This window comes from Achromobacter sp. UBA5777 (genome assembly GCF_002418565.1).
Taxonomy (GTDB): Bacteria; Pseudomonadota; Gammaproteobacteria; order Burkholderiales; family Burkholderiaceae_B; genus Achromobacter; species Achromobacter animicus.
This window is the reverse complement of sequence record NZ_DIEJ01000023.1, coordinates 1-12971: the sequence shown is the minus strand read 5'-3', so window position 1 is coordinate 12971 and position 12971 is coordinate 1. Positions and strand designations below refer to the sequence as shown.

General features: G+C 65.8%; 14 protein-coding genes. 11 read left to right on the top strand and 3 right to left on the bottom strand.

Annotated features, from left to right (window positions below):
• Nucleotides 1–898, bottom strand: an 898-nt coding sequence (gene xseA, locus B3446_RS01175) for an exodeoxyribonuclease VII large subunit (protein WP_291376767.1), incomplete at its 3' end; no start/stop codon positions are given.
• 352 nt (nucleotides 899–1250) lie between these two features.
• On the opposite strand from xseA, the gene B3446_RS01170 reads away from it, so the two are divergent.
• The 10 genes from B3446_RS01170 (at nucleotide 1251) to rpsT (ending at nucleotide 9496) form a co-directional block, all read left to right on the top strand.
• Nucleotides 1251–1874: a MotA/TolQ/ExbB proton channel family protein gene (locus B3446_RS01170; RefSeq protein WP_291376765.1), complete on the top strand. Its 624-nt coding sequence runs from the start codon at nucleotides 1251–1253 to the stop codon at nucleotides 1872–1874.
• Nucleotides 1871–2284 carry an ExbD/TolR family protein gene (locus tag B3446_RS01165; RefSeq protein ID WP_175123481.1) on the top strand — a complete coding sequence of 138 codons (414 nt, stop codon included), beginning with the start codon at nucleotides 1871–1873 and terminating at the stop codon, nucleotides 2282–2284. Before B3446_RS01170 ends, B3446_RS01165 begins: the two co-directional genes overlap by 4 nt.
• The gene (gene lpxK, locus B3446_RS01160) at nucleotides 2281–3420 is read left to right on the top strand and encodes a tetraacyldisaccharide 4'-kinase (RefSeq protein WP_291376763.1); all 1140 of its coding nucleotides are present in this window, start codon (nucleotides 2281–2283) and stop codon (nucleotides 3418–3420) included. The genes B3446_RS01165 and lpxK overlap by 4 nt, the downstream gene beginning before the upstream one ends.
• A 69-nt stretch (nucleotides 3421–3489) precedes the next feature.
• Nucleotides 3490–3672, top strand: coding sequence for a Trm112 family protein (locus B3446_RS01155; RefSeq protein ID WP_175123483.1), 183 nt, complete (start codon nucleotides 3490–3492; stop codon nucleotides 3670–3672).
• 10 nt (nucleotides 3673–3682) lie between these two features.
• Nucleotides 3683–4447: a 3-deoxy-manno-octulosonate cytidylyltransferase gene (kdsB, locus tag B3446_RS01150; protein WP_175138399.1), complete on the top strand. Its 765-nt coding sequence runs from the start codon at nucleotides 3683–3685 to the stop codon at nucleotides 4445–4447.
• Between the two features lie 91 nt (nucleotides 4448–4538).
• Entirely contained in the window at nucleotides 4539–5195 is a 657-nt protein-coding gene (gene adk, locus B3446_RS01145) for an adenylate kinase (protein ID WP_191575623.1), read from the top strand.
• A gap of 134 nt (nucleotides 5196–5329) precedes the next feature.
• Entirely contained in the window at nucleotides 5330–6088 is a 759-nt protein-coding gene (locus tag B3446_RS01140) for a 3-hydroxyacyl-CoA dehydrogenase (RefSeq protein ID WP_175123486.1), read from the top strand.
• 131 nt (nucleotides 6089–6219) lie between these two features.
• Complete coding sequence (gene murJ / locus B3446_RS01135) at nucleotides 6220–7779, top strand: murein biosynthesis integral membrane protein MurJ (RefSeq protein ID WP_291376759.1); 1560 nt, start codon at nucleotides 6220–6222, stop codon at nucleotides 7777–7779.
• A gap of 196 nt (nucleotides 7780–7975) precedes the next feature.
• On the top strand, nucleotides 7976–8944 hold the full coding sequence (locus B3446_RS01130) for a FecR domain-containing protein (protein WP_191575625.1): 969 nt from the start codon (nucleotides 7976–7978) through the stop codon (nucleotides 8942–8944).
• Between the two features lie 288 nt (nucleotides 8945–9232).
• Complete coding sequence (gene rpsT, locus B3446_RS01125; RefSeq protein WP_043542310.1) at nucleotides 9233–9496, top strand: 30S ribosomal protein S20; 264 nt, start codon at nucleotides 9233–9235, stop codon at nucleotides 9494–9496.
• A 185-nt stretch (nucleotides 9497–9681) separates the two neighbouring features.
• Here rpsT and B3446_RS01120 read toward each other — a convergent pair whose 3' ends face one another.
• On the bottom strand, nucleotides 9682–10599 hold the full coding sequence (locus tag B3446_RS01120; RefSeq protein ID WP_291376748.1) for a LysR family transcriptional regulator: 918 nt from the start codon (nucleotides 10597–10599) through the stop codon (nucleotides 9682–9684).
• 113 nt (nucleotides 10600–10712) lie between these two features.
• Between B3446_RS01120 and lysA the strand changes: the two genes are divergently transcribed.
• Entirely contained in the window at nucleotides 10713–11945 is a 1233-nt protein-coding gene (gene lysA / locus B3446_RS01115; RefSeq protein WP_291376746.1) for a diaminopimelate decarboxylase, read from the top strand.
• Between the two features lie 108 nt (nucleotides 11946–12053).
• On the opposite strand, the gene garL is transcribed toward lysA, so the two are convergent.
• Entirely contained in the window at nucleotides 12054–12821 is a 768-nt protein-coding gene (gene garL / locus B3446_RS01110; protein WP_191575628.1) for a 2-dehydro-3-deoxyglucarate aldolase, read from the bottom strand.
• Nucleotides 12822–12971: the final 150 nt, after the last annotated feature.

The window sequence follows — 12971 nt, the reverse complement described above, 5'->3', positions numbered from 1 at the left end:
CTGCCCGCTCCAGCCGGCGCTGCTGGCCGCGCACCATGGTTTGCAGCGTCTGCATGACGCGGCCCAGCAATTCCGCGCGCGGCGCGCAGGCCAGCTCGGCCGCGGCGGTGGGCGTGGGCGCCCGCAGGTCGGACACGAAGTCCACGATGGTGAAGTCGGTTTCGTGACCCACGCCGCTGATGACGGGAATTTCACTGACCGCCACCTGGCGCGCCAGGTCTTCGTCGTTGAAGCTCCAGAGGTCTTCGATGCTGCCGCCGCCCCGCACCAGCAGGAGCGTATCGACCTCGGCCCGCTCGTTGGCCAGACGCAACTGCGCGGCCAGCTTGTTGGCGGCATCCGCCCCCTGAACCGGGGCCGGATAGATGATGACCGGCACCTGCGGCGCCCGCCGGGCCAGGGCCGACAGCACGTCACGCAGCGCTGCCGCATGCAGCGAGGTGATCACCCCGATCGCACGGGGCAGACGGACGGGCTCGCGCTTGCGGGCCGGATCGAACAGCCCCTCGGAGGCCAGTTGCTCTTTGAGGCGCAAAAAAGCCTCGTACAGATTCCCTAATCCTGCCCGCCGCATGGCGTCAGCCTGGAGCTGATAGTCGCCCCGCGGTTCGTACAGGGAAACGCGCGCCCGGATCTCGACCTGGTCGCCCGCCCGGGGCACGAAACCCACGGCGCTGGCGCGGCTGCGGAACATGACGGCCCGCACGGAGGCCCGGCTGTCCTTGAGCGTGAAGTACCAATGCCCGGACGCCGCCTGCGTGAAGTTGGAAATCTCGCCGCGAACCCACAGCGCAGGGATGCTGCGCTCCAGCAACTGCCCCACTGCTTGGTTTAGCTGGGCAACTGTAAGGATTTCCCGCGCAAATGCGTTGTTTGTGACTGGGAGCTCAATTGTCATGGGGCTTTCCGATGCGAACCTGTCCACAGGGCAGGCGGAGCGGGGCGCAATGATACCGCGTTCGCAGAAATTTGCACGAACTGCCCAGAAAGCCAGCGAATTCGGTACAAGTCATTGATATAAAATGATTTTTTCAGGACACGGCAGTGCGCGCATTTGAAGCAAACAAGCGCAAGCCCCGTGCCCATAAGCCTTCCGGCTGAGTTCTACACAGAATTATCCACAGATTCTGTGGATAATTCGGGTCTTCCCCTGCCTTGCCACATACGCGCCGCACCGTTACAGTTTCGGCTTGTTCAGATGCCACTGTGCGCCGCTTGCGGCGCCTTCGGCTCCTCAGGAGTTGACCGCTTTGCTTTCCATTCTGCGCGAGGCCGGCTGGCCCATCTGGCCCCTGCTGGCGACATCCGTGCTGGGCCTGGCGCTGATCTTCGAGCGCTTTTTGTCCCTGCGCCGAAACCTGGTGATGCCGCGGGGCCTGAACGAGCAGGTCGCCGAAATGCTGCGCAATCACCAGGACACGCCAGACTCGATCCACCGGCTGGAACGCAATTCGCCGCTGGGCCGCGTGCTGGCCGAAGTGATGCGTCACCGCCACCTGCCGCGCGAAGAACTGCGCAACGTGGTCGAAGACACAGGCCGCGCCGTCGCGCATGATCTCGGCCGCTACATTTCCGCCATCGGCACCATCGCCGTCGTCGCCCCGCTGATGGGCCTGTTCGGCACGGTCGTCGGCATGATCGAAATCTTCGGTTCCTACACGCCCGGTGGCGGCGACCCCGCCCAACTGGCGCGCGGCATTTCGATCGCGCTGTACAACACCGGTTTCGGCATTCTGATCGCCATTCCCGCCATGATCGCGCACCGCTATCTGCGCGGCCGGGTGGACAGCTACCTCAACGCCATGGAACAGGCCGCCTCGCGCCTGATCCGCGCCCTCGCGCCGGCGCGCGCCTCCCGCGAGGCCCGCCCATGAATTTCCGCGGTTCCCGGGGAGACCGCGATGAGCTGGACATCAACCTGATTCCGCTCATCGACGTCCTGCTGGTCATCCTCATCTTCCTGGCGGCCACTACGTCGTTCACCCGGTTCACGCAGTTGAAGGTGACGTTGCCCCAGGCATCGTCCGAACAGGACACGCCGCCCGCGCTGGAAGTCGCGGTCAGTCAGGATGGCCGCTACGCCCTGAACGGGACCCTGATCGACGTCTCCACGCCGCCCGAAATCGCCGACGCCCTGCGCCAGGCCGCGGCCGGCAAGACCGAGCCGCTCGTCATCATCAATGCCGACGCCCAGGCCACCCACCAGTCCGTGATCAACATCATGGAAGCCGCGCGCCTTGCCGGCATCGGCCGCGTCAATTTCGCCGCCCAGACCAACCGTTGAAAACCCGACGCGCATCACTGCTGGCCCGCCAATGGCAGCGCGGCGGCTGGCTATCCACCGCCCTGCGCCCGTTGTCCGCGCTGACCGCCTGGGCGGTCGAGCGCAAGCGCGCGCGCTACGCCAGCGGCGCCAAGGTGTCCTACCGGCCGCCCGTGCCCGTGGTCGTCATCGGCAATATCTTCGTGGGCGGCACGGGCAAGACGCCCATGGTGATCGCCACCGTCGAAAACCTGCGAGCCCGCGGCTACACGCCGGGCGTGGTCAGCCGGGGTTATGGCGTCAAGGTCGGTCCCCATCCGCGAGTGGGGCTGGGCGACCTGGAAGCAGCGCGATTCGGCGACGAACCGGCGCTGATCGCGCGCGCCACCGGCGCCCCCGTGTGCATCCACCCCAAGCGCGCCCTCGCCGCCCAGGTGTTGCTGCAGGCGCATCCGAAGGTCGATGTCATCGTCTCGGACGACGGCCTGCAACATCTGGCGCTAGCACGGGACATCGAAATCGTGGTGCAGGACCAGCGCGGCGTGGGCAACCGGCGCCTGCTGCCCGCCGGCCCGCTGCGCGAGCCCGCCAGCCGTCTGGCCGACGTGGACGCCGTGGTCACGAATATCGGCACGTCCGGCGCCTCGCCTGCAGGGCCTGACACCCCTGAGTCGCCTTCGCAGCATGACGGCCGGCTCCCATCGATGGCCGGCACCCGTCCCCGCCAGATCCAGATGTGGCTTGAACCCGGACTGGCGCGCCATATCGGGGGACAGACCACTCAGCCGCTGTCTGCCTTTGCCGGCCAGCCCCGCATCGCGGCCGCGGCCGGCATCGGCAATCCGGAGCGCTTTTTCACCACGCTGCGGGCAGCCGGCATCACGCTGTCCGCGACGCTTCCCCTGCCCGATCACCACGACTACGCCACGTCACCCTTCCAGGCGCTGGACGCCGACGTCATCCTGGTGACCGCCAAGGACGCCATCAAATGCGGCGCCTTGAACGATCCCCGCTTGTGGGAAGTGCCGGTGCAAGCCGCGTTCTCCGACCCGGAGCTCTTTGACTGGCTGGCCGACGCGCTGCGCGCTCGCAAAGAGCGCCCGGGTCGTGACCAGGACGGTGGCGGCGAAACCCGGGGCCGCAACCCAACGGCGTAACAGGCCGCTTGCCGCAACCCCGACGCGCCGCGCGCTGTCCGGCGGCAAAACTGTTTTAGAATCGCGGTCATGGAATCCCGCCTTCTCGACATCCTCGTTTGCCCCTTGTGCAAGGGCCGCCTCGAACACGACCGGCAGCAGGCCGAACTGGTCTGCCGTGCGGACCGGCTGGCCTTCCCGCTGCGCGACGGCATTCCGGTCATGCTGGAGTCCGAGGCCCGCGCGCTGGACGACACCGCCGCCCCTCGCTGAACTTCGCATCGTGAGCTTCATCGCCATCATCCCGGCACGCACCGCGTCGACCCGGTTGCCCGACAAGCCGCTGGCCGACATCGCCGGCAAGCCCATGGTCGTGCGCACCGCCGACCGCGCCGCCCTGTCCCGCGCCTCGCAGATCTTCATCGCCACCGATGACGGCCGCGTGCAGCAGGCGGCGCAGGCGCACGGCTTGCGCGCCCTGATGACCCGTGGCGATCACCCCACCGGCACCGACCGGTTGGCCGAAGCGGTCGAGCAGCTTGGCCTGCCCGACGACGCGATCGTGGTGAACGTGCAGGGCGACGAACCCCTGATCGAACCCGAACTCATCGACGCGGTGGCGGCCAAACTGCAAGCCTATCCCCAGGCCGACATCGCCACCTGTGCCTGCCCCCTGGCCGACGCCGAGGCCTTGTTCAATCCCAACGTCGTCAAGCTGGTCTGCGCCGCCGACGATCGCGCGCTGTATTTTTCGCGCGCCCCCATCCCCTGGGCCCGGGACGCGCTGGCCGGCGGCGATCGCGTGCTGGCGCAGGGACTGCCTGCCTGGCATCACATCGGCCTGTACGCCTACCGCGCGTCGTTCCTGCGCCGCTTCCCGACCCTGCCGCAAGGCGCGCTGGAACGCTTCGAATCGCTGGAGCAATTGCGGGCCATGGAACACGGCCACGTCATCGTCGTCCATCGGGCGTCGACGCCTCCTGCGGGTGGGGTAGATACCCCGGCCGATCTCGAGCGCGTCCGCTTGATCTACAGCAATCAGATATAAGGGTTATTTCCCATGGCGCAGCCCCGCATTGGCTGCTGCGTTGCGGCATAATCCCCCGGATCACAAAAAATAAACCCCTTCAGGAGCACTCATGCGTCTCATCTTGCTCGGACCCCCCGGCGCCGGCAAAGGCACCCAGGCTGCGTTTCTAACGCAGCACTTCGGCATCCCCCAGATCTCCACCGGCGACATGCTGCGCGCCGCGGTGAAAGCGGGCACCCCGCTGGGTATTGAAGCCAAGAAGGTCATGGACGCCGGCGGCCTGGTTTCCGACGAGATCATCATCGGCCTCGTGCAAGACCGCCTGACGCAGCCCGACTGCGCCAACGGTTACCTGTTCGACGGCTTTCCCCGCACCATCCCGCAGGCCGACGCGCTCAAGAGCGCCGGCGTCAAGCTGGACTACGTCGTGGAAATCGCCGTGCCCGAAGAAGACATCATCGAACGCATGAGCGGACGCCGCGTGCACCAGCCTAGCGGCCGCAGCTACCACGTGCGCTTCAACCCGCCCAAGACCGAAGGCAAGGACGACGTCACCGGCGAGGACCTGGTCCAGCGCGACGACGACCGCGAGGAAACCGTGCGCCACCGCCTGTCGGTGTACCGCGAGCAGACCCGTCCGCTGGTTGACTACTACTCGGCCTGGGCGCAGCAAGACTCGGCCGCTGCCCCGAAATACCGCAAGATCTCGGGCGTGGGCGCCGTCGACGAAATCAAGTCGCGCCTGTTCGAAGCCGTTCAAAGCTGATCGGCGTCTCGATGGCCCAAAGGCCTTCGGCGCCGGCCGGACGCAGCGCGTTCCGGCCCTGGCCCGAAGGCCTTGTTGCATCCGGCGCCCGGCGCGCCGCCTTCCTTCCCTTGAACTGATCTGGTGGTACACACATGGAAATCGCGAACAAGGTATTCATCGTTACCGGCGGCGCATCCGGCCTGGGCGCCGGCACCGCCCGCATGCTGGTCGAACATGGCGCCAAGGTCGTCATTGCCGACCTGCAGGACGAGCCGGGCGAAGCCCTCGCCAAGGAACTCGGCCAGCGCTACGTGCACTGCGACGTGACGCAGGAAGCCGACGGCAAGAAGGTCGTGGCCGCTGCGCTGGAACTGGGCTCACTGTTCGGTCTGGTCAACTGCGCGGGTGTCGCCCCCGCCGCCAAGATCGTCGGCAAGAACGGCGCGCACCCGCTGGAGCTCTTCCAGAAAGTCGTGTCGATCAACCTGATCGGCAGCTTCAACATGATGCGTCTGGCCGCCGAGGCCATGAGCGCCAATACGCCCGAGCCCACCGGCGAACGCGGCGTGATGATCAACACGGCGTCCGTCGCCGCCTTTGACGGCCAGATCGGCCAGGCGGCTTATGCCGCTTCCAAGGCAGGCGTTGCGGGCATGACGCTGCCCATCGCACGAGACCTGTCCAAGACCGGCATCCGCTGCATGACCATCGCCCCGGGCATCTTCGGCACCCCGATGATCTTCGGCATGCCGCAGGAAGTGCAGGACTCGCTGGCCGCCAGCATCCCCTTCCCCGCGCGCCTGGGCCGCCCGGAAGACTACGCCAAGCTGGTCCACAGCATCATCACCAACGACATGCTGAACGGCGAAACCATCCGTCTTGACGGCGCCATCCGCATGCCGCCGAAGTAATTCAGCTTCATGGCCGGTCCGTATGGGCCGGTCCAAAGGGGCCGGCCTTCCGATGCCGGCCCTGCTGATGGCCGGCATGCCGTCCCCATCAACGCGGCGATCCGGCCCGCATTCACCTCAGTAGTCCACCCATGAGCCTGTTTCGTTCGGCGGCCACGGTCAGCAGTTTCACCTTGCTGTCCCGCATTTCCGGCCTGATCCGCGACATCCTGGTGGCCCGCGCGTTCGGCGCCGGCCCCATTACCGACGCTTTCTGGGTCGCTTTCCGCATTCCCAATCTGCTGCGCCGCCTGTTCGCCGAGGGCGCCTTCGCCCAGGCCTTCGTCCCCATCCTGGGCGCCGCGCGCAACAACCGCTCCGAAGAAGAAGTCCGCACGCTGCTGGACCGCGTGGCCCTGCTGCTGACCGCCGCCTTGATGCTGGTCACGCTGATCGGCATCGTCGCGGCGCCCTGGGTGGTGTCCGCCATGGCCAGCGGCCTGCGGGGTGCGGCGCGCGACACCGAATTCGGCGCGGCGGTCTGGATGACGCGGATGATGTTCCCGTACATCCTCTGCATGTCGCTGATCGCCTTCGCGTCCGGCGTGCTCAATACGTGGCGGCGCTTCGCGGTGCCCGCCTTCACGCCCGTGCTGCTGAACCTGTCCATGATCGGCGCCTGCATCTGGCTTGCGCCGCGCATGGACGTCCCGGTGTACGCGCTGGCTGTCGGCGTCATGATCGGCGGCGTGCTGCAATTGGCCGTGCAATGGGTGGCCCTGGCGCGCCTGGGCCTGACGCCGCGTTTTTCGCTGCGCTTTGGGCAGGCCTGGGCCGATCCGACCGTGCAGCGCATCCTCAAGCAGATGGCGCCCGCTACGCTGGGCGTGTCGGTGGCGCAGATCTCGCTTTTGATCAACACCAATATCGCGACGTGGCTCACGCCGGGCAGCGTGACGTGGCTGTCGTTTGCCGACCGCCTCATGGAATTTCCCACGGCGCTGCTAGGCGTGGCGCTGGGCACCGTCCTCCTGCCCAGCCTGTCTGCGGCGCATGCCCGCGACGACCACGGCGGCTACAGCGCGCTGCTCGACTGGGGCCTGCGCCTGGTATTGCTGCTGGGGCTGCCCGCCGCGGTGGGCATGGCCATGCTGTCGGACGGCCTCGTCGCCACGCTGTTTCATTACGGCGCCTTCAGCGCGCAGGACGTACTGCAGACGCGCTTGGCCGTCATTTCCTACTCTGCCGGGCTGATTGGTCTGCTGGCGGTCAAGATCCTGGCCCCCGGCTTCTATGCCAAGCAGGACATCCGCACGCCCGTGAAGATCGCCATCGCCGTGCTGGTGGTGACGCAGCTGCTGAACGTGATGCTTGTGCCGACGCTGGCCCATGCGGGGCTCGCCTTGGCCATTGGCCTGGGCGCCTGCCTGAACGCGCTGGCGCTCCTGATCGGGCTGCGCCGCCGGGGCGTGTACGCGCCGGGCCCGGGATGGACCGCATTTGCCCTGCGCCTGGTGCCTGCGTTGGCCGGGCTGGCGGCGCTGCTCTGGTATGCAGACACACGGATCGACTGGATTGCGCTGCAGTCGCATTCCGGCCAACGTGCCCTCTTGCTGGCCGGCGTGCTGGCGGCAAGCGGAGTGGTGTACTTCGGAATGTTGTTACTGTTTGGATTTCGCCTCAGGGACTTCGGACGACGCCCGAAGCAGTAATTCCGCCTGTTCGGGCTACATTGCCTTCAAAAAGCCGGCCAAACGCCGGCTTTTCGCATTAATTTCGTCAAGAATTGACAACCACCCCGTAATCTTTGGTAAAAAACCTTTATGATTTAAAAATTGCCACTGAGAGGACCCCCTGTAGGCCCCTGCCTGCGGGAAGCATGAATTGAAGTACGCCCAAGGACAACCCATGGCGGACCAGGTGATCAATTGGCTGCTGCTGCTGCGCTCCGGCAAGGCAACGGCCCAAGACTACAACGACTTCCTGGCTTGGCGAGCGGCTGACCCTGTCCATGAAAACGCCTGGCAGCAACTGACGGGCACCCTGGCAGGATCGTCGTTTGGCCGGCTCGGCGACGCCTATGCCACCGGTAGTGGCGACGCCGCTGCCGCTGCCCAGTCGCTGATCCCGCCCCCACCCGCCGCCATCGTGCCGCCCCGCCGCCGTTTTCTGACTGGCGCGCTTGCGCTCGCCAGTACCGGCGCGGCCGCCGCCTATGTCGGCAATGCGTTCTACCCGCTGAACAACGTTGCCGCCGACGCGGCCACCGCAACGGGGGAGCGCCGCCGTTACCTGCTGTCGGACGGCAGCCAGCTTTTGCTCGACGCGCGAAGCCGCGTCAACCTGGACTTCACGCCTGCGTATCGTCAGGTCCGTCTGCTGGATGGCGCCGTGACGGTGTCGGTCGCACCCGATTCCCGCCGTCCTTTCCTGGTGCAGACTGCGCAGGGCACCGTCCGCGCGCTCGGCACCCGCTACATGGTGCGCCAGCAGGCGCAGCGAACGGTCGTCGTGGTGCACGAACACGAAGTCGAAGTCGAGACCATGTCCGGGGCGCACGGCACCGTTCGCGCCGGCACCGGCGCCCGCTTCGACAATGCCCGCATGGACACGCCGCGCGCCGAGCTCATGGCCGAAGCCGCTTGGGAATCGGGCTGGGTTGAGGCTCGCGGCCGCCCGCTGGGCGAAGTCATTGCGGCGCTGCGCCCCTATCGCAGCGGCACCTTGCGCGTGTCCATGGCCGCAGGCGGCTTGCCCGTATCCGGCCATTTTCCGTTGGACGACACCGACGCCGCGCTGGACAGCTTGCAGGATCAGATGCCCATTCAGGTCCGCCGTTTCACGCCCTGGTTCGTCTCCATCAACGTCGCCGCCTGACAACGTCCGCCCCGAAGGTATGCCGGGCGGCACGGTTTCCGTTGTATACTCGACACCTAGTTTTTATCCAGTGGTTTGTCCATTGGTTTTATCGATAGGCGCCGCGAATTTTCCTCATGTTTTCAAGAGGATCTGACGCAAGGGTTCTCCAACCCGGGAATTCTTCCCAGCAGCGCCCTCCCGCCCGGTTGACGGGCGCTCCATCGGTTAAAGCGACATTAAAAGCTTGCATTCCCCACGGGGCTTGCTACAATGTTCGACTTTGCCGAATTCAACTTACAAAGCAACATGGCCAATACCGCCCAAGCCCGCAAGCGCGCTCGCCAATCCGTTGAGCGCAACAAGCACAATTCCAGCCTGCGCTCGATGCTGCGCACCGCCATCAAGCGCGTTCGCCAATCCATCGCCGCTGGCGACAAGGCTGCGGCTGGCGAAGTGTTCCAGAAGGCCACCAGCGTGATCGATCGCGTGGCTGACAAGAACATCATCCACAAGAACAAGGCCGCTCGCCACAAGAGCCGCCTGGCTGCCGCCATCAAGGCGCTGGCCTAAGCCATTCTGCCGCCCCGGTCTTACGGGGCGACACGAATACGGCAAATAAAGAAGGATGCCCACGGGCATCCTTTTTTGTTATTTGCGCCGATTGACTGAGCGGTTCGCTGCGCGCCCCAAGGTCCAGCACCTGCGTCTCAGCCTGCCTACCGGGCCGCCCCATCTCGGGCGTACCCTGCCCCGCTTCATGCGGATTCTGCTGCCGCCAGCCTGCCCTTGATGGCTGCCGCGGCGTCGCGCAGCGATTCCATGAACGCGCCGACCAGCGGATTACCGGGACGGTGTTCAGGAAACACAACATTCACGCGGAACGGAAACGACCGCCTCAGCGGCCGGATGTGCAGCCCTCGTCCCACGAAGTCCAGCGCGGTCAGCGGATTGACGATCGCCAGGCCAAGTCCTTGCCGCACGAACGTGCAAACCGACACCGCAGTGGGCGTTTCCACAATCGAGCGGGGCAAAACGCCCGCCTCGGCAAACGCTTCGTCGATCTGGACGCGGTAGGGATCGCTGGCGGACAGACTGACGAAGGTATGCCCTTCAAAATCCGCCAGTTCGACCGCCGCGCGGGCCAGCAGCGGATGGCCGTCAGGCAGCACGCAGACCTCGTCAACCTGCACCAGCAATTCCAGCCGCGTGCCGGCGGGCGCGGCATCGTGTTCGGTCAGGCCCAGGTCATAGCGCTGCGCCGTCAGCCACTCTTCGAGCAGCGGTGACTCCTGCGTTTCGACTGACAGGCTAACGCCCGGGTGTTGACCATGAAAACGCTGAAACGCATCGGGCAGTATCGAATGCGAAAACGCCGGCAAGGTGATCACCGAGAGCTGCCCTTCGCGAAATGCCCGCAAACGGGCCGCGGCGGACGCCACGCGCTCAAGGCCGGCGTAGGACTGCCGCACCTCTTCGAAGAGCGCCAACGCCGGCATCGTGGCCCGCAGGCGCCCCCCGATCCGTTCGAAGAGGGCGAAACCGATCGTTTGCTCCATCCGAGCCAGTTCGCGGCTGACGGTGGGCTGCGACGTGTTGAGCAGATCGGCGGCCTTCGTCACGCTGCCCGCGATCATCACCGCGCGGAAGACTTCGATATGCCGATGCGTGAGCATCGCGCCTCCCATATCAGGAATGAATCGGTGCCGAAAATCAAAGCATTTTACTGGATGGCTCGCCGCAGGCATCATGCCGCCTTTGATTCACTTCCCACAGGGCTTCTTTCATCATGACCTTCGATCCGCGCCAGCTCACCCAACTTGCCGCCGAACACGGCACGCCGCTTTGGGTGTACGACGCCGCCGTCATCCGCGAACGCATCGCCCAACTGCGCCGCTTCGACACTATCCGCTACGCGCAGAAGGCGTGCTCGAACCTGCACATCCTCCGTCTGATGCGCGCGCAAGGTGTGGTGGTGGATGCAGTATCCCTGGGCGAGATCGAGCGCAGCCTGGCCGCCGGCTTCGACCCGCGCAGCGAACCGGAAGGCATCGTCTTCACAGCCGACCTGATCGACCATGCCACGCTGGCTACCGCGCTCAAGCACGGCATCACCGTCAACGCCGGGTCGCTGGACATGCTGTCGCGGGTGGGCCAGGCGTCGCCGGGCCATCGCGTCTGGTTGCGCATCAACCCTGGCTTTGGCCACGGCCATAGCAACAAGACCAATACCGGCGGCCCGCAAAGCAAGCATGGCATCTGGATCGGCGACGTGGCTGAAGCGATCTCCATCGTGCGCCGCCACGGCCTGAAGCTGGTGGGCGTGCATATGCACATCGGTTCGGGCGTGGACTACGGCCATCTGTCCAGCGTGTGCGACGCCATGGTGGACGTGGTGAAGTCGCTGGATCACGACATCGAAGCCATTTCGGCGGGCGGCGGGCTGTCGATCCCCTACCGCGATGGCGAGCCGCGCATCGACTGCGATCACTATTTCGAGCAATGGGATGCCGCGCGTCAGCGCATTGCCCAGTATCTGGGTCACGAGATCCGCCTGGAGATCGAACCCGGCCGCTTCCTGATCGCCGAGTCCGGCGTGCTGGTCGCCGAAGTGCATTCGATCAACCGGCGTCCCGAGCGCGACTTCGCGCTGGTTGACGCGGGCTTCAACGATCTGATGCGCCCGGCCATGTATGGCAGCTATCACCGGATCTCGGTGCATGCGCCGGACGGCAGCGACCCGCAGGACGCGCCGCAGACGCGCATCGCGGTGGCCGGCCCGCTGTGCGAATCGGGCGACGTGTTCACGCAGAACGAAGGCGGCGTCATGACCGACCAGTTGCTGCCGCGTCCCCGCATCGGCGACTTCATGGTCTTTCACAACGCAGGTGCTTATGGTTCGTCGATGTCCTCGAACTACAACAGCCGACCGCTCGCACCGGAGGTCCTGCTGGACCAGGGCGAGGCACACCTGATCCGGCGCCGCCAGACCGTGGCCGAGCTGCTCGCGCTGGAAGAGTAAGCCGCCTGCAAATGCAAACGGCGCCGGACAGTTTGCCTGTCCGGCGCCGGCGTAGCGGTTTCGCTCGCAACGACCAGCGCCCCCACGGGGGCCTGGCGCATCAAGACATCAGGTCGGGAACGCCTCGCGCAACGCGAAGGTCGCCTGCTTGAATACGCCCAGGTCGGTTCCCACGGCCACGAAGTGCATCCCCATGTCCAGATAACGGCGCGCGTCGGCATGCACGGGCGCCAGAATGCCCACGGCCTTGCCTTGCGCGGTCACGCGCTGATGCAGGTGGCGGATCGCCTCCTGCACTTCGGGATGGCCGGGGTTGCCAATATGACCCAATGCCGCGGCAAGGTCCGACGGGCCAATGAACACGCCATCCACGCCTTCGACAGCGGCAATATCATCCACCGCCTCGATGCCGGGACGGCTTTCGATCTGCAACAGCACGCATATGTTGTCGTTGATGGTGTGCAGATAGTCCGGCACCGTGCCATAACGGTTGCTGCGCATCGAGCCCGCCACACCGCGGATGCCTTGCGGCGGGTAGCGCGTGGCGGCCACCGCGCGGCGCGCATCCTCTTCGGATTCGATGAACGGAATCAAGAGGTTGTAGAAGCCGATATCCAGCAGGCGCTTGATCTCGACCGGATCGTTCCAGGACGGACGCCCCACGGCCGCGCTGGCGCTGCCCTGCAGGGCCTGAAGCTGCTGCAGGAACATCGGCACCTCGTTGGGCGAGTGTTCGCCATCCAGAAGCAGCCAGTCGAAATCCGCCAGGCCGACGAGTTCGGCGGTGATGTGGCTGGACATGCACATCCAGAATCCGATGAGCCGCTCGCGGGCCAGGATGCGTTGCCGGAAGCGATTGGGAAGAGGTGAATTCATTGCTGACCTCATGTCTTGAAAAGAGAACTTGGAATCCGATGGGCACGGGAACACAGGGCGCCTCGGGCTTCTTGCGCGCGCGCCACGACCGGTCAGGCGGGATCCAGCAGATACGGCGTGCCAGCGCGCTCGCAGATGCCGCGCAGGCGT

What these genes read in the sequence shown, in the direction of transcription:
- B3446_RS01165 (WP_175123481.1), top strand. Translation starts at nt 1,871, where the DNA reads ATGAATTTCCGCGGTTCCCGGGGAGACCGCGATGAGCTGGACATCAAC.
- B3446_RS01155 (WP_175123483.1), top strand. Translation starts at nt 3,490, where the DNA reads ATGGAATCCCGCCTTCTCGACATCCTCGTTTGCCCCTTGTGCAAGGGC.
- adk (WP_191575623.1), top strand. Translation starts at nt 4,539, where the DNA reads ATGCGTCTCATCTTGCTCGGACCCCCCGGCGCCGGCAAAGGCACCCAG.
- B3446_RS01140 (WP_175123486.1), top strand. Translation starts at nt 5,330, where the DNA reads ATGGAAATCGCGAACAAGGTATTCATCGTTACCGGCGGCGCATCCGGC.
- murJ (WP_291376759.1), top strand. Translation starts at nt 6,220, where the DNA reads ATGAGCCTGTTTCGTTCGGCGGCCACGGTCAGCAGTTTCACCTTGCTG.
- B3446_RS01130 (WP_191575625.1), top strand. Translation starts at nt 7,976, where the DNA reads ATGGCGGACCAGGTGATCAATTGGCTGCTGCTGCTGCGCTCCGGCAAG.
- rpsT (WP_043542310.1), top strand. Translation starts at nt 9,233, where the DNA reads ATGGCCAATACCGCCCAAGCCCGCAAGCGCGCTCGCCAATCCGTTGAG.
- B3446_RS01120 (WP_291376748.1), bottom strand. Translation starts at nt 10,599, where the DNA reads ATGCTCACGCATCGGCATATCGAAGTCTTCCGCGCGGTGATGATCGCG.
- lysA (WP_291376746.1), top strand. Translation starts at nt 10,713, where the DNA reads ATGACCTTCGATCCGCGCCAGCTCACCCAACTTGCCGCCGAACACGGC.
- garL (WP_191575628.1), bottom strand. Translation starts at nt 12,821, where the DNA reads ATGAATTCACCTCTTCCCAATCGCTTCCGGCAACGCATCCTGGCCCGC.